Here is a 19,900-nt window from a genome sequence, read left to right as displayed (position 1 = left end):
TAATTACCTCCCCTTAACTATAGAAATAACTTCTTTTACAGATTGTTCTATAGTTTTATTGGTAGTATCAATTCTATAAGCATCTTTGCATTCTACTAAAGGAGCAACTTCCCTAGTACTATCTATCCTGTCCCTATTTTCTATATCAAATTTTACCTGCTCATAGGATATTCCTTTTTCTCCCTTTTCTACTAATTCTTTATACCTTCTACTTGCTCTCTCCTCAACACTTGCAGTAATGAAAAACTTAAATTCTGCATTTGGCAAAACTACAGTACCTATATCCCTGCCATCCATAATAATTGATTTTGTTTTAGCCAACCCTTGTTGGATTTTAACCATACCTTCTCTTACCTCTTTAATTTGTGCCACAAAAGAAACATTCTTATTTATAAGAGAATCTCTTATTTTATCATCTACTTGAATATCGTCAAGATAAATATGATTGCCTTTAAAATCAATAGAAGTATTCTTTAAAACATCAATAACATTATTTTCAGACAAAGGATCTACTCCAAGTCTCAACACTTTTAAAGTTAAAGCTCTATACATTGCACCTGTATCTACATATTCAATGGATAAGGCTTCAGCTACCTTTTTTGCAATGGTGCTTTTACCAGCACCAGCCGGCCCATCTATAGCAATTGTAATATTTTTATCTAACATAATATCCCTCCAATAAAAAAACATTCCAATACAAAATAATAACCACCTTTGGGTGGCTTAGGCATTGTTTGACAAATCAGGTCTTAAAATCTTTGCATCTCTTAAATAAATATGTTTAACATCTTTCTGATTTATTATTGAGTTATAAAGCACCATTAATCTAATACACCTATTAAGACTTCCTTCAACATACATCTCATTAAAGCACATTAACCCAACATTTGTATACCCTAGATTTCTAGCTGCTTTAGCAGGATATACCTTATCTAAATCATTAGTACAAGAAAATATTATGCTAATAACCTTCTCCCGATCTATGTTATTCTCTTTTTCAATTTCAATTAATAATTCTGTAGTACTATTTAATATACTAGATACGGAATTTTCAGGAACAGTGATAGCTCCCCTAATTGTTACAATATTCATAGCATCACTCCTTAATAATTATATATTAAATTCTTATAGTAAACAAGCTATTTTACTTTAATTAAAACAATATTTCCATGTTTTATTACCTTAATTAAAAACAAATGAGGAATAAGATAAATTAAACTATACATGATTCCCCGCTAGATACCCAGTAGAGTAAGCTATTTGTAAATTATATCCTCCTGTTAAAGCATCTACATCAATAACCTCTCCTGCAAAATATAATCCTTCTACTAATTTTGATTCCATAGTAGATGGATTTATTTCCTTCGTAACTACTCCTCCAGATGTAATAATAGCTTCTTCTATGGGTCTAAAAGATTTAAAATTAAGAGGAAATTCTTTAATAGAATTTAACAATTTTAATCTTTCTTCCTTAGTAATTTGATTTACTATTTTTTCAGGATCTATATCTGCTAAAAATATTATAATTGGTATTAACTTTTGAGGCAGTAAATCATCTAAGGAATTTTTAATTTTCTTATTATTATTTAATTCGAAATCCCTTAATATTCTGTCATCTAACTTTTTATTGTCTAGTGCTGGTTTTAAATCAATTAATAAGCGAATTCCATCATTAATATACCTATATAGATAATTGCTTATGGAAAGAACTATTGGTCCTGAAATTCCATAATGAGTAAAAATCATTTCTCCAAATTCTTCATATAATAATCTTTTTTTAGAATGAGCAGATAAAGTCACATTTTTAAGAGATAGTCCTTGTAAATCTTTAATCCAATCTTCCTTAATTTCAATTGGTACTAATGAAGGTCTTATTTTAGTAATGCTATGTCCAAATGTTTCAGCAAATTTATACCCATCACCAGTAGAACCTGTACTAGGATACGATTTCCCCCCTGTGGCAATTACTAACTTATCAAAAGTCATTTCATCATTATTTGTATTTACTATAAACTTTCTATTTTTAATGTCAATAGAATTTACATTAGTATTTAGGAGTATATTAACTTTGTTATCTGATAAAAATTTTTGAAAAGCTTTAATAACATCTGATGATTTGTCACTTTCTGGAAAAATCCTATTTCCTCTTTCTACTTTTGTTTTTAGTCCATAAGTTTCAAGTAAATTTATTATATCTCTATTTGAAAAACTATAAAAACTACTGTAAAGAAAATTCTTATTCTTCATTACATTATCAAAGAAATCTTCAATAGGCGCATTATTAGTTATATTACACCTACCTTTTCCAGTAATAAAGAGTTTTTTACCTATCCTTTCATTCTTATCAATTAATATTACATCTTTTCCCCTAGAACCTGCAATACCAGCTGCAATAATCCCAGCTGGTCCAGCTCCTACTACACAAACCTTTTCATTCATTTATAGCAGCTCCTTTAAATGAGATACATCGTTTAATGATGTTAACACATTATTATAAGTCCTACATTCAATTATACTAAGAGAAACATTGCTTAAAGAAATATTCTTATAATGAGATATATTTATGCTCAACAATCCTAAAATTATAGCCTTTAATGTTGCACTATGAGAAACTATAGCAATATTTTTCCCTTTGTTGTTATATATAATATCATTTATATAACCCATAGATCTTTCTTGTAATGCTTTTAATGTTTCAGCTCCATTCATATTTAATTTATGGGGTTCCTTATTCCAAATAGAATATTCATAGCTATAATCATCTCTTATTTTTTGTATACTCAAGCCTTCCCATGGTCCGAAATTTATTTCCCTAAGAAATTCACTAGACACTAATGGTTTATTTACTATATCGGATATTATTTTAGCTGTAGTATATGCCCTAGATAAATCACTAGTATATATTGTATCTATATTTTCTGATGCAAGCCTATGACCTAAGCTCATAGCTTGCCTTTTTCCTAAATCAGTTAATATAGTATTTTTTTGCCCTTGAATTAAGTTTAATTTGTTCCATTCAGATTGCCCATGTCTTATTAAAAATAATCTTGTCAATAATAACACCTCTTAACAATAATATTTGTATATATTTATATAATATAACAAATTTATAATATAATAAAGTATATCATTTATGATAAGATTTTTTATGATATATTTAGATAAATAAAAACGATATTTTTAATATCGTTTTTATTTATCTTTACCATTTATATGAGCATCATATACATTGTATTTTTTCCAGATATTTTCTAAATCTTCAAATGAAGATCTAATGTCGTTCTTTTTCTCCATACCTATAGCAACTATTAAAGCATTTATTAAACTCATAGGGGCAACTAATGAATCTACAAATGAAAGCATATCACTACTAGCTATTAGAGAAATATCAGCATACTTTGCCGCTGGTGAAATTAAACTATCTGTTATACTAATAATTTTACAACCTTTTTCTACACAAAAATCTAAAGCCTCTAATGTCCTTTTTGAATATCTAGGATAACTAATTCCAATTATTAAATCTTTAGAATCTGCTTTTAGTAATTGTTCAAACACATCATTAGGACCTGATGTAATAACCTTTACACCTTTTATTAAAAAACTAAGATAGAATCCTAAGTATCCTGCCAGAAAGGAAGATGATCTCAACCCAAGTATATATATATTTTCTGCACTAAGTATTAAATCAATAGCTTCTTGAAAAGTTTTATGTCCAATTTCGTTTATTGTCTTATCAATATTTTCCATATCCTTTTCCATTGCCTTCTTTAGGGCACTTTCTCTATTTGAATACTCATTTACCATCGTAAGTCTTTGTACAGTAGTAAGTTTATTCTTAATTAATTCGTGTAAATCTTTTTGAAGTTCTCTATATCCTCTATAGCCTAAAGTGTTAGCAAACCTTACAACAGTAGATTCACTTACATTAACAGTTTCACCTAAGGATGCTGCAGTCATAAACGCGGCCTTATCATAATTATTAATAATAAACTCTGCTATAAGTTTTTGTCCCTTACTTAAGTTGTTGAAATTATTTTGGATGTTTTTAATAATATCAACATACGTCTCCATAACACTCTTCCTTATGAGCCTTTATTAGATTAAATCCTTCTTCTAAAGCCTTTTTATTTAATTCTTCTGTTCCTCTTGGCACTCTATCACATACTGCCCTCTCAAGAGAGTCCTTAGTAACTATTCTAGTTAATTCATATATACTACCTAAAGCAATAATATTAGCTACCATAGGCTTTCCTAGTTTATTAATTGCCGTTTCTAATATAGGGACTTTATATATAGTAATATCATCTCTACTTGGAATATTGTTTAAAGATTTATCTATTATCAGTGTTCCACCAGGCTTTAATGATTTTATGTATTTATCACACGCAACCTGTGTAAGTGTAAGCATTATATCACATTCATTTACCTTAGGATAATTAATTGTATCCTTGCTAATTATTACTTCTGCCTTACTAGCTCCCCCTCTAGCTTCTGGTCCATAGGACTGAGATTGAACTACATTCATGCCATCATATAAAGCAGCTTCTGCTAATATAATCCCAGCTAATATAAGTCCTTGACCACCAGAACCCGTTAATCTTAATTCTTGACGTACCATATCTATCTCTCCTTTGAAAAAGACTCAATTATTTTTTGGTATTCTTCAGTATATTCTGGTCTATCACTCTTATATAATTCTCCTACAACAAATTTACCTATTTTTTGTTCTTCAGTTAATTTATCATATGCTGCTATATTTATAGCATTTTCTTTTAAATATTTCATCATATCTATTGCTTCGCCCTTTTTATTTTTTCTTCCATAGTAAGTTGGACAAATTGTTACAGCTTCAATAAATGAAAAGCCTTTGTTCTTTATTCCTTCTTCTACCTGTTTTATTAGCATGTTAGCAGTAAATATAGTCCCTCTACTGACATAAGTGGCTCCAGCTGCTTTTGCAAGTTCACACAAATCAAAATTAGCATCAATATTTCCATATGGAGCAGTAGTACCTTTATCTCCTGTAGGAGTTGTAGGTGAATATTGTCCTCCTGTCATTCCATAAGTATTATTATTAAATACAATAGTAGTAATATCTATATTTCTTCTAGCAGAGTGAATTAAATGATTTCCGCCAATAGCAGATGAATCTCCATCTCCAGTTATAACAATTACATGTAACTCTGGATTAGCAAACTTTATACCAGTAGCAAAAGCAAGTGCTCTTCCATGAGTAGTATGTATTGTATTAAAATCTAAGTATCCAGAGCCTCTTGAAGAACATCCAATTCCTGATACTATACAAACCTTATCTTTATCTAATCCTAAGTTATCAATAGCTTTAACTATAGACCTTGTAACTATACCATTGCCACATCCTGGGCACCAAATATGTGGCAGATTCTCAGTTCTGAAATATTCGTTAACTAATTGACTTGGCATTTTAAACCTCCTTAATAAAAGAAATAATTTCTTCTGGAGTTATAAGTTCTCCATTAATTCTGCCATATTTCTCTACCTTAGCCTGCTTTCCCGCAACCCTATCTACCTCTAAGAAATATTGACCCATATTCATTTCTACAACTACTATACGATTAACTTTATTTGATAAATTAATTAATTGTTTTTCTGCTAAAGGCCAAATAGTAATAGGTCTAAATAGACCAGCCTTTATTCCCTGTTCTCTTAATGCATTTACAGCTGATTTAGCAGAACGTGCTGTAGAACCAAAAGCAACTATAGCAACATCTGCATCATCTAATAAATATTCTTGTACTTCTACAATATCATCTACATTATCTTCTATTTTATCTATTAATCTGTTAATTAAGGATTCGGCTATTTTTTCGTTTCCTGAAGGGAAACCTGACTCGCTATGTACTAGCCCTGTTACATGAAATCTATATCCTTCACCAAAGCCAGCCATTTCAGGAACAATGTCTCCTTCCAATACTCTATATGGCTTATATTCTTCTGGTGAACAACTTGGTTTTTTTCTATTATATATTTCTATTTTCTCTTCATCAAATAACTCTATTTTTTCTCTCATATGTCCGATTACTTCATCCATTAAAAGAATAACTGGCGTTCTATATTTTTCCGCTAAATTAAATGCTTTTATAGTTGTTTTATAAATTTCCTTAACTGACCATGGATATAAAGCTATAATTGAATGATCTCCATGAGTCCCCCATCTAGCTTGCATAATTTCACCCTGAGCTGGAGCTGTTGGCAAACCTGTACTTGGACCACCTCTTTGAACGTTTACAATCACACAAGGTGTTTCAGTTATTACCCCATATCCTATGCCTTCTTGCTTAAGAGAAAATCCTGGACCACTGGTTGCTGTCATAGCTTTAGTTCCTGATATAGCAGCACCAATAGTAGCAGATATACTGGCTATTTCATCTTCCATTTGAATGAACTTTCCACCAATTTTGGGTAATCTTTCAGCTGAAAGCTCTGCGATTTCAGTAGACGGTGTTATAGGATATCCTGCATAGAACCTCATACCTGCAGCAATAGCCCCCTCTACACAAGCTTCATTGCCTTGCATCAATTTAATACTTTTTTCGGTCATCTTATTCGCCCCCTAAATAAATAGCAAAATCTGGACACCTAAGTTCACATTGTCCGCATTTTATACATGAATCTAAATCTTTAATATTAACTTTTCCATCCTTTATTTCAAGTACATTTTTAGGACAAAATGCAACACAAATGCCGCATCCTTTACACCAATTTTTATCTACTGTAAGAGATTTTTCTGTCTTCATCGACAATTTTATTTCCCCCTTATGATGTATTTATTTCTTAATATAATAATATCAAAACAAAATATTTATTGCAAGTTTTATTTCATTTTTAATGGATTAATATTTATTTTGCAAGTTTAACTTCATATTGATAATATTTATTACAGAAAAAATGAGCCTTTAAAGGCTCATTTTAAACTGGATATGTTTGAAACTCTTCATTTAATAATTCTGTATCTATTTTATACTTTTTGGCTTGTCTTTGCTTAAAGAATTCTATAGCTACCTGTGGAAATAAAGCATAAGTCAAAACATCTTCATCTTGTTCAATATATTGTTTAATCTCTTTTCTAAACTCATCTAACTGAGGTTCCATTAAATCAGCAGGTCTACCTGTAAATACTTCTTCATCACCAATAATTTTATTTTTAATTTCTTCTGATATAGGTAAGGTTGGTTTACCATATAAGCCCTTCACATAATTTTTAGCTTCAGTAGGTACCATCTTATATCTCTCCCCAAGTATTACATTAAATACTGCTTGTGTTCCAACCATTTGACTCATTGGAGTTACTAAAGGAGGATACCCAAAATCTTCCCTTACTCTAGGAACTTCTTTTAAAACCTCATCAAATTTATCCTCTTTACCCTGACTTTTTAATTGTGATACTAAGTTGGAAAGCATACCGCCTGGCACTTGATATATTAATGTATTTACATCTACATTTAATACTTTAGTATTAAGTAATCCTTCTTTTAGATACTTATCTCTCAATCCTTTAAAATAATCTGATACTTCTAACAATAATTTCATATCAATATCACTAGGATAATAAGGAGAACCTTCTAAAGATGCAATCATTGGCTCTGTTGCAGGTTGAGATGTACCATTTCCTAAAGGTGATATTGCAGTATCTATAATATCTGCTCCAGCTTCTATAGCTTGCATATAGGTTTGATTTGCTATTCCACTTGTAAAATGGGAGTGTACTTCTATTGGTACTTTTACTGCTTTCTTCATTTCTTTAACTAATTCTTTTGCTGGATATGGAAGAAGAATTCCCGCCATATCTTTAATACATATTGAATCAACTCCTAAACTCTCCATCTCTTTAGCTAAGTTTACATAATACTTTATATTGTGTATAGGACTTGTTGTATAAGAAATTGCTGCTTGAGCATGCCCCCCATATTTTTTCGTTGCTTCTATTGATTTCTTTATGTTTCTAATATCATTTAAAGCATCAAAAACTCTAATAATGTCTATTCCATTTTCAATTGATTTTTTTACGAATTCCTCTACTACATCATCAGGATAATGTCTATATCCTAAAAGATTTTGACCTCTTAATAACATTTGTAGTTTCGTCTTTTTAAACACCTTTCTAAGCGCCCTTAATCTTTCCCAAGGATCTTCATCTAAAAATCTTAAACAAGAATCAAATGTAGCTCCTCCCCATACTTCTAATGCATAAAACCCAACATTATCAAGTTTTTCTGCTATAGGAAGCATATCCTCTAATCTCATTCTTGTTGCTATCAAAGATTGATGAGCATCTCTTAAAATTGTGTCTGTGATTTTTACACCTGCCATTTTAGTCCCTCCTAGTTTTAGCTTTCTCCACTCCATATAAAATAGGTGGATAATTCCTTTGATTGATAAAATCATATTTTATTACATTATATTTTTTTTGATCAAGTTCTTTTAAAAAATCTTCTACTGCATTTTTTTCTTCAAGTCCACCTTCATGACCTATGTAACAAGTAATAAGAATTATTCCACTATCTTCCAATAAATTAAGTGATTTTTCTAAGGATACTAATGTTGTATCTTTAGAAGTTTTAATATCTTTATTTCCCTTAGGTAAGTATCCTAAATTATAAATAACAAAATTTACTTTTTCATCAATATATAAATCAATATTTTCATGACCATTCTCTATTAATATTACCCTATTGTTTAGGTTTTCACAAGTCAATTTTTCAAATGTTATCTCTAACGCCTTTTTTTGAATATCAAATCCATAGACTTTTCCATTTGAACCAACTAGTTCAGCCAATAAAACTGTATCATGTCCATTACCAACAGTACAATCAACTACAGTATGTCCTTCTTTTACACAATTATAAATTATATCTCTAGATATCTTTAAAGTATTTATGATTTCATTGTAATTCATTATAACCTCCACAACAACTACAGCCTTTATTAAAAAAATCATGTATATTCAGTTCTAATTGATTATCACAGTTTAGGATAAACCCTTGTTTTATCAAATAAGTATTAACGGAACTACAATAAATCTTTTCAACACCTTGGTTATAAAGTTTATTTAGTATTGCCCTAAAAAGTCCATCTCCTAATTTTTGTTTTCGTTTATCTTGTCTAATTACTAAATATTGTAATATCCATTTTTCATCCTTTTCTATTGCTTTCCCCACTCCAATTAATTCCTTATCCTCTAAAACAACATAAACAATATCTTCTATAAGTAAATCCTCAATCCCCTCTTTATTTAAAATTTCTTTTATTTTGTCAATCTCATCTATTTTATAATTTCGGAATAATAACATATCTTCACCTACTATAACTAAAGTTTCTTTAGATATTCAATTTCATCATTTTCTAAAAATCTCCAATTTCCTATATCTAAACCACCAAGCTCTAACTCACCTATGGAAATCCTCTTTAATTTTTTAACAGGATGGTTAATGGCTTCACACATTTTTTTTACTTGTCTATTTCTTCCTTCATGTATAGAAATGTCAAGAATAGATTCAGTTTCATATCTCTTGGCTATTTTTATATAAGCCTCAGAAGTAACTCTACCGTCAATTATCAGTCCATTTCTAAATTTTTCTAATTCTCTTTTATTTGGCACGCCATCTACAATAGCTATATATCTCTTCACTATTTCTTTACTTGGATGAGTAAGCTTATAAGCCAAATCCCCGTCATTAGTTAAAATCAAAAGACCTGTAGTATCTGTATCTAATCTTCCTACAGGATAAATCCTCTCTTTTACTCCCTCAATTAAATCTGTCACTATTTTTCTATTTTTCTCATCCTTTAACGTAGTTACAAATCCAATGGGTTTGTTTAACATTATATAAACCTTTTTTCTTTCCGCTTGGATTCGTTTATCATTAACCTTTACTATATCCTTATCTGGGTCTATAGTAGTACCTAACTCTTTAATTATCTTATTATTTACTTTTACTTTACCTTCTAGTATTAATTCTTCTGCCTTTCTTCTTGAAGTTACACCACATAGTGCAATATATTTTTGTAATCTCATTTTAAAGCCCCTTTCAACATCTTGTATTACTATATTACCCCTTTTCCGTTAGAATGTAAATTCATATTACTTATAATTCTATTTAAACTTAATATTATTAAAAAATTTTTCTATAGAATTAATCCTTCTTACAGAAGATTTAGCCGTTAAATCGCTTTTATCAATTAAATTACCATCCAAATATGTGTAAATATAACCTATTTTATCTCCTTTTTCTATAGGAGCTTCAACATTACTAGGAATATCTACGCTAATCTTTATCTTTTCTCTTTCTCCTTCTTTTAATGGATAAAAAAAAGTTTTCTCAGTAACTAAATCAACATATCCCTTTACTCCATTAACTACATTAAGTTTTTTTAAAAATTGACCTTTATCATATATAAAAGATTGTTTATAATTATTAAATCCATAGTCTAATAACTTGTAATTATCATTAAACCAATCACCAGCCCTAAGTGATACTGCTATAAGACGCATTCCATTTTTACTTGCTGATGAAACTAAACATCTACCTGATTTAGTTGTATAGCCAGTTTTTACACCATCTCCACCATTATATTCCCATAAAGTTTTATTTTTGTTATAAAAATAATTGTTCTCCATTCTATCTGCCATATAGGATTTAGATTTAACAATATTAGCAAATTCATCATATGAAAAAGCTGTTTTTGTTATTAAAGCTAAGTCATAAGCAGTTGAATAATGTAAATCATTGTGCAAACCATGAGGATTAACAAAGTTTGTATTTAATGCTCCTATTGATTTAGCCTTCTCATTCATTAAGGATACAAAACTATCCATACTTCCACTAATATGTAAAGCTATAGCTTCTGCCACATCATTTCCTGATCTTAACATCAAACCATAAAGCATATCCTCTAATGTAATAATTTCCCCTTCTTTTAAATATATACTAGATCCTTCTATTCCTACACATTCCTTCTTAATAACTACTTTATCATCTAAACTTCCTTTATCTAGAGCAACTAAAGCTGTCATAATCTTTGTAGTACTTGCCATTGGCATTTTTCTATGTGCATCTTTTTCATAAAGTGTTCTTCCTGTTTGACCATCTATTAATATACAGGATTCAGCACTTAAACTTAAATTTTCACCATATACTATACTAGAACTTAAAATTATTATCAGTATTAAAGCTATATATTTATATATTCTCATTGAGGTAACCTCCTAATCATCTACTTTAATTTAAAAGAAGCAAGATTAACATCCTGCTCCTAATATGGAAAATAATTTATGAATTTCTAATGTATTTCATTACAATTCATATTTTCTTGAGTATTAGTATTGTTATTTTTACTAGCAAAGGACTGCTGTAAATTACCTGCCATTTTCTCAACAAATCCAAATAGATTTGTTAAAGCACTACTACCTTCATCCACTGTTAGTAACTTTATCTGTTCATTTCCTACAACAATAAATCCTACTGGTGATACAGAAACACCTGCTCCGCTTCCCCCACCGAATGGAAAATCTCCATCTGCCATATTATTTTTTTTATCTCTACTAAACTCACTTCCACCTGATGCAAATCCAAATGATATCTTAGAAACTGGTATTATTACAGAGCCATCTGCTGCGTGTACAGCATCACCTACAATAGTATTTACGTCTACCATTTCTTTTAAGCTAGTCATTGTGGTTTTCATTAATCCTTCGATTGGATGTTCTGGCAACACTCTCACCACCTTTTCTGATCTTTAATATCTTAATATATTCAATAATAATATAAACCAAATTTACTTTAATTATACATAAAAAAAACAACTCAAAAAAATCTTGATTAAATATTGGATTTACTTGTATATCCTTACTATAAATTTTCTCTATATCATAATCATTAAGAAGATAAATAAACATACTATTAACCATAGCCCAAATAATACCTATAGATATACCTAATAAACTGGCGTCACTGAAACCAATATTGACTATAAAACGCAGTTTTTCAATCTTTCCTTTATTAATAAAATGCTGAATAACATTGATATAATTTAACTTTAAATCACTATATTTATTAGCATTATCTTTATCTATATATTTATTTGTAGAATCAATCTCCTTTTTAATAATACCAAGTAAATATATAAAAGTTATTTTATATTTTGAACCATTAGTAAACTCATAATAAATTTTGATTTTAAATGGTATTAAAAATATTGTCAAAAACAAAAATAGAAAAAGAAAAACATATATAATAATATCACTTCCTTTGGGACTAATATCTATATATTTCCAAAAAAAAGAAAAATAATACTAAATTTAGTATTATTTTTCAGTATTTATATTATCTATATCATCTATAACATCATTTAATGGAGGTAAATCCTCTAAGCTTTCTAAACCAAAACACCTTAAAAAAACATCAGTAGTTCCATATAATATGGGTCTACCTACTCTTTCTAGACGTCCAACCTCTACAATTAAACCTCTCTCAATTAATGTTTCTATTGCTTTATCACATCTTACACCTCTTATTGCTTCAATATCTACTTTAATAATGGGTTGTCTATAAGCAATAATTGATAATGTCTCTAAAGCCGCGTTAGATAAATTTTTTGTTACCTTTGGGTTTGCTAATTTTTTAATCCATTGAAAATTCTCTGGTCTTGTTCCTAATTGATAAGAATTATTTATCTTTATTATTTTAATTCCCCGCATATTATAATCAAATTCATCTATCATTTCCTGCATAATATTAGATACTTCTTTTTCATCAACTTCTACAATAGATGATATGTCCTTAATATCTAGGGGATCACCCCAAGTAAATAATAAAGATTCAATTATAGATTTAAGTTCCTTACTATCCATAAATTACTGCTCCTCTTCCATTTTTCTACAAATAATTAAATCAGAAAAATCTTCTTCTTGCATTACATTTATGTGCTTCATTCTAATTAGTTCTAAAACTGATAGAAAATAAGTTATAATTTCTTTCTTAGTGCTATTTCTATCAAGTAAAGAGCTAAACTTCAACATTCTATTTATATTAAGCTTTTGTTTTATATTTCTTATACATTCTTCCAATGTAAATTCATCTCTTTGTATTTCATTAATATCTAAAACTTTATTTTCCTTGTTTCTTTTTTCAATAATATTGCTAAGGGATTTTAATAATAAGTCTATATTTAATTCTTCAAGCTCAAATTCTTTATCTTCCAAATCAATTAAATCTTCCTTCGGCTTATAATAAACCTTAGATTGAATATTTTCAAGCACTCGGAATTCTTCCACTATGTTTTTATATTTCTTATACTCAACTAATCTTCTAACAAGTTCTGCTCTAGGATCTACTTCTTCCATCTCTAACTGAGTATCACAAGAACTAACTTTATTTGGAAGAAGCAATTTAGATTTAATCTCTAGTAATGTAGCTGCCATTACTAGAAAATCACTGGCTATATCTAAATTCAATTCCTCCATTTGTCTAATATACTCAATAAATTGTTCTGCTATAAGATTAATTGGTATATCATATATATCTATCTCCGCTTTATCAATAAGATGAAGTAATAAATCCATCGGTCCCTCAAATGCATCAACTGTTATTTTATAATCCATATAAATACTCCTATCCTATTATTGAAATTAATAAATTTAATATAACATCTATAATAGGACTCATTATTTTATCTATAATATTGGTAGCTATAAGTACTATAAGAACCATATATAAATACCTTTCATACTTATAGAAATAATATTCTATCTTATTAGGGAGTAAAGATGCAACTATTTTAGATCCATCTAGCGGAGGAAATGGAAGTAAGTTAAATATCCCTAGCATAATGTTATACCATAAAGTTATAAAAAGAATCTTAAAAAATACAGCATTAGTTATTATATTTAAAGATAAAACAAATACAATAATAATTGCAATTATAAAATTAGATAATGGTCCTGCTAAAGATACTAATATAGTATCTTTCTTTCTATTTTGGAAATTAAATGGATTTATTGGAACGGGTTTAGCCCAACCAAACTTAAATATAACCAAACAAAGGAATCCTCCTAAATCCAAATGCTTAAGGGGATTTAGAGTTAATCTTCCCGCATTTTTTGCTGTGTCATCTCCTAGCCAATATGCCATTAGTCCATGAGCTAACTCATGAAATATAATAGCTATAAAAAGACCTGGTAAATTGTAAATAACATTCATTTTGATTCCCCTTTTCTAATAACCTATACTATAACATTATACAACCTCGACTCACTAAAGTCGAGGTTATAAAAATTCTTTATCTTAATTTTATCTTATACTTAAATAATTTTTTATTGTCTTATTTAGCATATTAAACAAATTAGCTTTTTCAACATTTGTTTTGGCAATTATTTTTACTTTGTGGGATTCTTTACCATCTATACTAATTACAAGTTCACCAACTTCATCACCAGCTAATATAGGTGCATTTAATACATCAGGTAAAATAATGTCTTTAATTAATTCAGCTTTCTCTCCTTTTGGTAATAATATATGGGAATCTTGAGAAAGCATAAGATCTACTTCTTTTAATTTACCCTTTTCTACAGGCAATGTGGCAATAATATCACCCTTTTTTCCTATAGTAATAGATTCATAATTAGCAAAACCATAGTCCAACATTCTTTTTGCCTCATCAAATCTAAGTTTAGAATTATTTACACCCATAACAACTGCTATCAACTCTAAATTTCCTCTCTTAGCTGATGCAGACAAGCAGAATCCAGCCTCATTAGTTGAACCAGTTTTAACTCCAGTAGCCCCGTCATATTCTTTAATTAATCTGTTAGTATTTACCATAACCTGAGTGCTAGATTTATTTTTACCTACTTTCATCTCAGTCATATAAGTAGTTAGCCACGGATGAACCTTTTCATGTTTTAGCAATTCTTTAGACATCAAAGCTACATCGTACGCAGAAATATAGTGTTCATCATTAGGCATACCACTAGCATTATGAAATTTGGTATTTTCCATACCCAAATCCTTAGCCTTTTCATTCATCATTTTTACGAAAATATCCTCAGAACCAGCAATATGCTCTGCTAATGCAACAGAAGCATCATTAGCAGATCTAATGGCTATAGCCTTAAACAAATCTTCTACAATCTGAGTTTCCCCTGCCTGTAAAAAAACAGTAGAACCTTTTACTTTAGAAGCATGTTCACTAACCATTACCTTATCAGTCAATTTTATTCTGCCAGAGTCTACTGCTTCCATTCCCAATAATAAAGTCATTATCTTAGTTATGCTGGCAGGAGCTAATCTATCATGTTCATTTAACTTGTAAATTATAGCCCCTGTATTAACATCCATAAGTATTGCGGACTTAGCATTAATATTTAAATCAGTATCCGCATAGGCTTTAAAAGGAATAGAAGTGGTTGATATTAAAAGCAATAATATAATGGATACAAGTCTTCTTTTCAACCTATTACCTCCATTTCATGTGTTTGCTTTTATATTATCCACAAAATTCCTTATTTATACAGGATATTGGCTAATAACATTAATTGGTTATAACAATTAAATGTGATTTATCTCCCTATAAACTAATTGCTTATTTTCAATGTTTTTTTCACCTATAATAAAAATTTTCTTCAATCTTTTTTCTACATCTTTAGCTTTTTCTAAATCATTTGCATGAATATAAGCTAAAGTTTCATTTATCTTAATTTTGTCATCTACTTTTTTATTTAAAACAATTCCAACAGATAAATCTAATTTAGAATCTATTGTTTCTCTACCTGCACCTAAAACTAAAGCAGCTTTTCCTACTTCTTCAGCATTAATAGATTTAATGTACCCTTCTCTATCACTTTTAACTTCTAAAATATATTTAGCCTTAGGTAATAGCTCTATATCTTTTACATAGGAAATATCACCATCTTGGTGTTCAACTAATTCAATAAGTTTTTGATATGCTTTTCCTGACTCTATAACCTCAATGAGCATTTTTCTTCCTTCTATTTCATCTTTTACCTTTCCAGCTAGAATCAATAATTTAGAACCTAAAACTAAACATAATTCAAATAAGTCATTTGGTCCTTTACCTTGTAAAGTTTCTATAGCTTCTTTTACCTCTAAAACATTTCCTACAGCCCTGCCAAGGGGTTCATCCATATTAGTAACAACAGCAATTGTTTTTCTACCATAGGAATTACCTATAGCAACCATTTCCTCAGCTAAAGCAATCGCATCATCTATACTTTTCATAAAAGCTCCAGAACCAACTTTAACATCTAAAAGTATAGCGTCTGATTTAATAGCCAATTTCTTACTCATAATACTACCTGCAATTAATGATATATTTTCAACAGTAGCTGTAACATCCCTCAAGGCATATAATTTCTTATCTGCAGGAGTAATATTTCCAGTTTGGCTGCAAATAGAAATATTGATATCATTTGTATTATTTACAAATTCATCATTATTTAAAGCAACTCTAAAACCTCTAATTGCTTCTAGTTTATCTAAAGTTCCTCCTGTATGTCCTAGCCCTCTACCAGACATTTTAACAAACGGAACTCCACATGCTGCAATCATTGGACCTAAAATTAAAGTTACACTATCCCCTACTCCACCTGTAGAATGCTTGTCTACCTTTATTCCATTTATTGCTGATAGATCAAATGTGTCTCCAGAATTAATCATGGCCTTTGTTAAATCTAGGGTTTCCCTCTTATCCATTTTATTAAAGTAAATTGCCATTAACAATGCCGAAGCTTGATAATCAGGAATATTTCCATTAGTATAATTTTCAACAAAATAATTTATTTCTTCCGTTGTAAGAGAATATCCATCTCTTTTTTTCTTGATAATATCATACATTCTCATAAATATCACCTCAATTAAATATTATTAATTATTTCAATTAATAATTTTTCAAAATTATCCTTTACCTTCATAGATGTTTCTATAACCTCTTCATGATTAAGAGGTTGGTCTAGTATTCCAGATGCCATATTAGTTATACATGATATACCTAGAACTTTAATTCCTTGATGATTTGCTACAATTACTTCTGGAACTGTAGACATTCCTACTGCATCAGCGCCTAAATTTCTAGCTAATTTTACTTCTGCAGGAGTTTCATAGGTAGGGCCAGTAAACCACATATAAACTCCGTCTTTAAGGTTCAAGCCTAATTTTTCTCCTGTTTTTTTTGCGATTTTTATATATTCTCTATTATAAGCCTTAGACATATCTACAAATCTTGGTCCAAACTCTTTCAAGTTTTCTCCAATTAAAGGATTTTGACCACTAAAATTAATATGATCATTAATGATCATTAAATCCCCAGGAATAAACTCGGTATTTACGCCACCAGCTGCATTAGTAACTATAAGACTTTCTATTCCAAGCTGTATCATTACTCTAATTGGAAATGTAACATCTTTTAGATTATAGCCTTCATAGAAATGAAATCTCCCTTGCATTGCAACTACAATTTTATTTGATAACTCTCCTATAACTAACTGTCCAGCATGTCCTTCTACTGTTGATTTTGGAAAACCTGGTATCTCATCATATTTAATAATTATAGGGTTTTGAATTTCATCTGCTAGACTACCTAATCCAGATCCCAAAACTAATCCTATTTTAGGTAAATAATCAGTTTTTGACACTATAAAATCAACAGCTTCTTTAACCTTTTTTATATAATCCATTTTTCTCCTCCTATGCTCTTGGATGTGATTTTTTATATACATCTCTTAATTCCTTATCATTTGATGCAAATGAATAAATATGTGTAGTAGATACATCTGAATGTCCAAGCATTTCTTGAACCATTTTTATATCTGCTCCATTTTCTAATAAATGAACTGCAAATGAATGTCTAAGGGTATGAGGTGTTATTGTTTTATCTATATTAGATTCCTTTGTATATTGCTTTATTATTTTCCAGAACCCCTGCCTAGTTAATCTACTACCACTATAATTTATAAAAAGAGGTTTATCACCTACTATTTCATTTGGCCTATATGTAGAAATATAATGGGTTAAAGCATCTAATGCTAATCTTCCAATAGGTATAACTCTTTGATTATCATTGTTTTCCTTAACATTAAGTAACCCTAAGTCCAAATCTAAATCATTAATATTAAGAGATATGATTTCCGAAACTCTAAGCCCTGCAGCATACAACAGTTCCAGCATAGCCTTATCTCTTGATCCTTTAAAATTATTTGGTTTTGGTTGTGATAGCAAAAGATTAACTTCCTCTGTTGTTAAAACAGAGGGTATCTTCTTTTCTAATTTTGGAGATTTTAAATTTAGTGTTGGATCTTCACTGACTATATTATTATTTAATAGGAACTGAAAAAAACATCTAATTGATGCTAAATTTCTAGAAATAGTAGAAGTTGCTTTACCCCTTTTTTGCAAATTCATTAAATATGTAATAATAATAGTTTTATTTGTTTCTTTATATTCTTCAATATCCTGTTCTAATAAATACTCTTTAAACTGTAAGATGTCCCTAATATAAGCTTCTAGAGTATTATTTCTTAATTTCTTTTCATTTTTAATATATTCTAAATAATCTACCATAATCCTATCCGACATTATACTTCTCCTTTGTAATAGCTATTTTGAATCCTATAAGTTAAATATAATCAAATTTAAAAAATATGAAGTAAAAAATCCTTCTATAAAACATCCAAATATAATAATGAAAAAAAACAATAGAGTTAAAATTGAATAATCAACCATATCCCTCTGGTATGCTCTACTTCCTTTACCCTTTACGCCATAAGCTGAGTAAGACAATCCAATTGCTCCTATAGCTAAAAAACTGGGTATAACTATTAAATAATTCGGTAAAAGTCCTAACAGAGCAAATGTAAAACCTTGCATTCCAAACTTCTTAACTAAAAATCCAACTGTAAAACCTATAGTTAAGCCCTTTAAACAAAAAATTAATGGTATAACTAATAGCCCAAAACCAATGAATCCCAAAATCCAAATAATAGATACTATTTTCATATTCGATATTAAAGTTAACTTAAATATATCAATAGCTCTATATCTTTCTCCTTCAATATATTGAAAAATCCAGCTAAACCTATTAGCAAGTTTAAAGTTTTCCCTAATATCTAATTTATTTACAAATATTGCACCAATAATTATTCCTGCTATAAAGAAAATAATTAATATAAAATATACAATAAAACTTTCTTGAAAATGTCTTTTACTTAACTTTCTCATTTTTGTAGATATCAATTTACTTCCCCCTTTTGTATACAAGCCTCATATAAATATTATGCTCAAAAGGAGGACATTATCACTTATTGTTTTTTATCTATATATTTTTTTGCAAAATTAATACCTATAATAGTTTTACTATCAACTATTTCTCCTCTTTCTACCATCTTAACAAGATCATCAATACTATGTTCTTCTATATCAATAAATTCTCCTACGTCTGGATTAGATTCCCCCTCTATTAAATCAGTAGCCAAAAATAAATATATCTTTTCATTAGAAAACCCTGGCGAAGTATAGAACTCAAGCAAATATTCTAACTTTTTAGCTTCAAATCCCGTTTCTTCTTTTAATTCTCTTATTGCAGTTTCTCTAGGCTCCTCATTTATTTCCAGTTTCCCTGCTGGAATTTCTAATAAAAATCTTTCTATGGCTTTTCTATATTGTTTAACTAATATAATAGAGTTATCATTTGTTATGGGGATTATAGCAACTCCCCCAGGATGTTCAACTATTTCTCTTTTAGAGTATTTCTTATCTGGTATTTCAACTGTATCTACTCTTAAATTAAGTAATTTCCCTTCGTATAATTTATCAGATTTCATTGTTTTTTCTTCAAATATCATATAAACCCT

25 protein-coding genes are annotated in these 19,900 nt (G+C 29.2%); all 25 read right to left on the bottom strand.

Annotated elements, in window-relative coordinates; all coding sequences use genetic code 11:
* Positions 1-3 precede the first annotated feature (3 nt).
* Positions 4-666, bottom strand: coding sequence for a (d)CMP kinase (cmk, locus tag BUB33_RS01500; RefSeq protein WP_072972166.1), 663 nt, complete (start codon positions 664-666; stop codon positions 4-6).
* A gap of 57 nt (positions 667-723) precedes the next feature.
* A complete protein-coding gene (aroH, locus tag BUB33_RS01495) occupies positions 724-1,092 on the bottom strand; it encodes a chorismate mutase (RefSeq protein ID WP_072972163.1) in 369 nt (122 codons plus the stop codon).
* A gap of 126 nt (positions 1,093-1,218) precedes the next feature.
* Positions 1,219-2,439 carry a BaiN/RdsA family NAD(P)/FAD-dependent oxidoreductase gene (locus BUB33_RS01490; RefSeq protein ID WP_072972160.1) on the bottom strand — a complete coding sequence of 407 codons (1,221 nt, stop codon included), beginning with the start codon at positions 2,437-2,439 and terminating at the stop codon, positions 1,219-1,221.
* Complete coding sequence (locus BUB33_RS01485; protein ID WP_072972156.1) at positions 2,440-3,054, bottom strand: histidine phosphatase family protein; 615 nt, start codon at positions 3,052-3,054, stop codon at positions 2,440-2,442.
* A gap of 138 nt (positions 3,055-3,192) precedes the next feature.
* Positions 3,193-4,071, bottom strand: a complete 879-nt coding sequence (locus BUB33_RS01480; RefSeq protein ID WP_072972151.1) for a MurR/RpiR family transcriptional regulator — start codon at positions 4,069-4,071, stop codon at positions 3,193-3,195.
* Positions 4,055-4,618: a 2-oxoacid:acceptor oxidoreductase family protein gene (locus BUB33_RS01475; protein ID WP_072972148.1), complete on the bottom strand. Its 564-nt coding sequence runs from the start codon at positions 4,616-4,618 to the stop codon at positions 4,055-4,057. The genes BUB33_RS01480 and BUB33_RS01475 overlap by 17 nt, the downstream gene beginning before the upstream one ends.
* 2 nt (positions 4,619-4,620) lie before the next feature.
* On the bottom strand, positions 4,621-5,442 hold the full coding sequence (locus BUB33_RS01470) for a 2-oxoacid:ferredoxin oxidoreductase subunit beta (protein WP_072972144.1): 822 nt from the start codon (positions 5,440-5,442) through the stop codon (positions 4,621-4,623).
* Between the two features lies 1 nt (position 5,443).
* Positions 5,444-6,580: a 2-oxoacid:acceptor oxidoreductase subunit alpha gene (locus BUB33_RS01465; RefSeq protein WP_072972141.1), complete on the bottom strand. Its 1,137-nt coding sequence runs from the start codon at positions 6,578-6,580 to the stop codon at positions 5,444-5,446.
* 1 nt (position 6,581) lies between these two features.
* The gene (locus tag BUB33_RS01460) at positions 6,582-6,776 is read right to left on the bottom strand and encodes a 4Fe-4S binding protein (RefSeq protein WP_072972878.1); all 195 of its coding nucleotides are present in this window, start codon (positions 6,774-6,776) and stop codon (positions 6,582-6,584) included.
* A 172-nt stretch (positions 6,777-6,948) separates the two neighbouring features.
* Positions 6,949-8,349: an oxaloacetate decarboxylase subunit alpha gene (locus BUB33_RS01455; RefSeq protein WP_072972136.1), complete on the bottom strand. Its 1,401-nt coding sequence runs from the start codon at positions 8,347-8,349 to the stop codon at positions 6,949-6,951.
* Between the two features lies 1 nt (position 8,350).
* A complete protein-coding gene (mnmM, locus tag BUB33_RS01450) occupies positions 8,351-8,935 on the bottom strand; it encodes a tRNA 5-(aminomethyl)-2-thiouridylate-methyltransferase MnmM (protein ID WP_072972133.1) in 585 nt (194 codons plus the stop codon).
* Complete coding sequence (locus BUB33_RS01445) at positions 8,922-9,329, bottom strand: GNAT family N-acetyltransferase (protein WP_072972128.1); 408 nt, start codon at positions 9,327-9,329, stop codon at positions 8,922-8,924. The genes mnmM and BUB33_RS01445 overlap by 14 nt, the downstream gene beginning before the upstream one ends.
* A gap of 17 nt (positions 9,330-9,346) precedes the next feature.
* Positions 9,347-10,054, bottom strand: a complete 708-nt coding sequence (locus BUB33_RS01440) for a pseudouridine synthase (protein ID WP_072972125.1) — start codon at positions 10,052-10,054, stop codon at positions 9,347-9,349.
* A 78-nt stretch (positions 10,055-10,132) separates the two neighbouring features.
* A complete protein-coding gene (locus BUB33_RS01435; RefSeq protein ID WP_072972122.1) occupies positions 10,133-11,233 on the bottom strand; it encodes a D-alanyl-D-alanine carboxypeptidase family protein in 1,101 nt (366 codons plus the stop codon).
* Positions 11,234-11,319: 86 nt separating this feature from the next.
* Positions 11,320-11,724, bottom strand: coding sequence for a GerW family sporulation protein (gene ytfJ, locus BUB33_RS01430; RefSeq protein WP_234949961.1), 405 nt, complete (start codon positions 11,722-11,724; stop codon positions 11,320-11,322).
* Positions 11,705-12,247, bottom strand: a complete 543-nt coding sequence (locus BUB33_RS01425; protein ID WP_072972116.1) for a DUF2953 domain-containing protein — start codon at positions 12,245-12,247, stop codon at positions 11,705-11,707. Before BUB33_RS01425 ends, ytfJ begins: the two co-directional genes overlap by 20 nt.
* A 96-nt stretch (positions 12,248-12,343) precedes the next feature.
* Positions 12,344-12,889: an SMC-Scp complex subunit ScpB gene (scpB, locus tag BUB33_RS01420; RefSeq protein WP_072972113.1), complete on the bottom strand. Its 546-nt coding sequence runs from the start codon at positions 12,887-12,889 to the stop codon at positions 12,344-12,346.
* A gap of 3 nt (positions 12,890-12,892) precedes the next feature.
* Positions 12,893-13,639 carry a segregation and condensation protein A gene (locus BUB33_RS01415; protein WP_072972109.1) on the bottom strand — a complete coding sequence of 249 codons (747 nt, stop codon included), beginning with the start codon at positions 13,637-13,639 and terminating at the stop codon, positions 12,893-12,895.
* 10 nt (positions 13,640-13,649) lie between these two features.
* Positions 13,650-14,237, bottom strand: coding sequence for a site-2 protease family protein (locus BUB33_RS01410; protein ID WP_072972105.1), 588 nt, complete (start codon positions 14,235-14,237; stop codon positions 13,650-13,652).
* A 90-nt stretch (positions 14,238-14,327) separates the two neighbouring features.
* Entirely contained in the window at positions 14,328-15,488 is a 1,161-nt protein-coding gene (locus BUB33_RS01405; RefSeq protein ID WP_072972102.1) for a D-alanyl-D-alanine carboxypeptidase family protein, read from the bottom strand.
* Between the two features lie 96 nt (positions 15,489-15,584).
* Positions 15,585-16,895: a pyrimidine-nucleoside phosphorylase gene (locus BUB33_RS01400; RefSeq protein WP_072972098.1), complete on the bottom strand. Its 1,311-nt coding sequence runs from the start codon at positions 16,893-16,895 to the stop codon at positions 15,585-15,587.
* A 14-nt stretch (positions 16,896-16,909) separates the two neighbouring features.
* Positions 16,910-17,728, bottom strand: coding sequence for a purine-nucleoside phosphorylase (locus tag BUB33_RS01395; protein ID WP_072972094.1), 819 nt, complete (start codon positions 17,726-17,728; stop codon positions 16,910-16,912).
* Between the two features lie 10 nt (positions 17,729-17,738).
* On the bottom strand, positions 17,739-18,626 hold the full coding sequence (xerD, locus tag BUB33_RS01390; RefSeq protein ID WP_072972090.1) for a site-specific tyrosine recombinase XerD: 888 nt from the start codon (positions 18,624-18,626) through the stop codon (positions 17,739-17,741).
* Between the two features lie 33 nt (positions 18,627-18,659).
* Positions 18,660-19,283 carry a stage II sporulation protein M gene (gene spoIIM / locus BUB33_RS01385; RefSeq protein ID WP_072972086.1) on the bottom strand — a complete coding sequence of 208 codons (624 nt, stop codon included), beginning with the start codon at positions 19,281-19,283 and terminating at the stop codon, positions 18,660-18,662.
* Positions 19,284-19,348: 65 nt separating this feature from the next.
* Positions 19,349-19,891, bottom strand: coding sequence for an NUDIX hydrolase (locus BUB33_RS01380; protein WP_072972082.1), 543 nt, complete (start codon positions 19,889-19,891; stop codon positions 19,349-19,351).
* Positions 19,892-19,900: the final 9 nt, after the last annotated feature.

This window comes from Tissierella praeacuta DSM 18095 (assembly GCF_900128955.1).
Lineage (GTDB): Bacteria > Bacillota > Clostridia > Tissierellales > Tissierellaceae > Tissierella > Tissierella praeacuta.
Note: the sequence above shows the minus strand (reverse complement) of the source record. Positions and strands in the feature narration are given on the sequence as shown.

Coding starts and splice junctions, on each gene's coding strand:
- cmk (WP_072972166.1), bottom strand. CDS start 666: ATGTTAGATAAAAATATTACAATTGCTATAGATGGGCCGGCTGGTGCT.
- xerD (WP_072972090.1), bottom strand. CDS start 18,626: ATGTCGGATAGGATTATGGTAGATTATTTAGAATATATTAAAAATGAA.
- BUB33_RS01380 (WP_072972082.1), bottom strand. CDS start 19,891: ATGATATTTGAAGAAAAAACAATGAAATCTGATAAATTATACGAAGGG.
- aroH (WP_072972163.1), bottom strand. CDS start 1,092: ATGAATATTGTAACAATTAGGGGAGCTATCACTGTTCCTGAAAATTCC.
- BUB33_RS01475 (WP_072972148.1), bottom strand. CDS start 4,618: ATGGTACGTCAAGAATTAAGATTAACGGGTTCTGGTGGTCAAGGACTT.
- BUB33_RS01490 (WP_072972160.1), bottom strand. CDS start 2,439: ATGAATGAAAAGGTTTGTGTAGTAGGAGCTGGACCAGCTGGGATTATT.
- BUB33_RS01455 (WP_072972136.1), bottom strand. CDS start 8,349: ATGGCAGGTGTAAAAATCACAGACACAATTTTAAGAGATGCTCATCAA.
- mnmM (WP_072972133.1), bottom strand. CDS start 8,935: ATGAATTACAATGAAATCATAAATACTTTAAAGATATCTAGAGATATA.
- BUB33_RS01415 (WP_072972109.1), bottom strand. CDS start 13,639: ATGGATTATAAAATAACAGTTGATGCATTTGAGGGACCGATGGATTTA.
- BUB33_RS01470 (WP_072972144.1), bottom strand. CDS start 5,442: ATGCCAAGTCAATTAGTTAACGAATATTTCAGAACTGAGAATCTGCCA.
- BUB33_RS01400 (WP_072972098.1), bottom strand. CDS start 16,895: ATGAGAATGTATGATATTATCAAGAAAAAAAGAGATGGATATTCTCTT.
- BUB33_RS01395 (WP_072972094.1), bottom strand. CDS start 17,728: ATGGATTATATAAAAAAGGTTAAAGAAGCTGTTGATTTTATAGTGTCA.
- BUB33_RS01465 (WP_072972141.1), bottom strand. CDS start 6,580: ATGACCGAAAAAAGTATTAAATTGATGCAAGGCAATGAAGCTTGTGTA.
- scpB (WP_072972113.1), bottom strand. CDS start 12,889: ATGGATAGTAAGGAACTTAAATCTATAATTGAATCTTTATTATTTACT.
- BUB33_RS01435 (WP_072972122.1), bottom strand. CDS start 11,233: ATGAGAATATATAAATATATAGCTTTAATACTGATAATAATTTTAAGT.
- BUB33_RS01480 (WP_072972151.1), bottom strand. CDS start 4,071: ATGGAGACGTATGTTGATATTATTAAAAACATCCAAAATAATTTCAAC.
- BUB33_RS01445 (WP_072972128.1), bottom strand. CDS start 9,329: ATGTTATTATTCCGAAATTATAAAATAGATGAGATTGACAAAATAAAA.
- BUB33_RS01460 (WP_072972878.1), bottom strand. CDS start 6,776: ATGAAGACAGAAAAATCTCTTACAGTAGATAAAAATTGGTGTAAAGGA.
- ytfJ (WP_234949961.1), bottom strand. CDS start 11,724: ATGAAAACCACAATGACTAGCTTAAAAGAAATGGTAGACGTAAATACT.
- BUB33_RS01440 (WP_072972125.1), bottom strand. CDS start 10,054: ATGAGATTACAAAAATATATTGCACTATGTGGTGTAACTTCAAGAAGA.
- BUB33_RS01410 (WP_072972105.1), bottom strand. CDS start 14,237: ATGAATGTTATTTACAATTTACCAGGTCTTTTTATAGCTATTATATTT.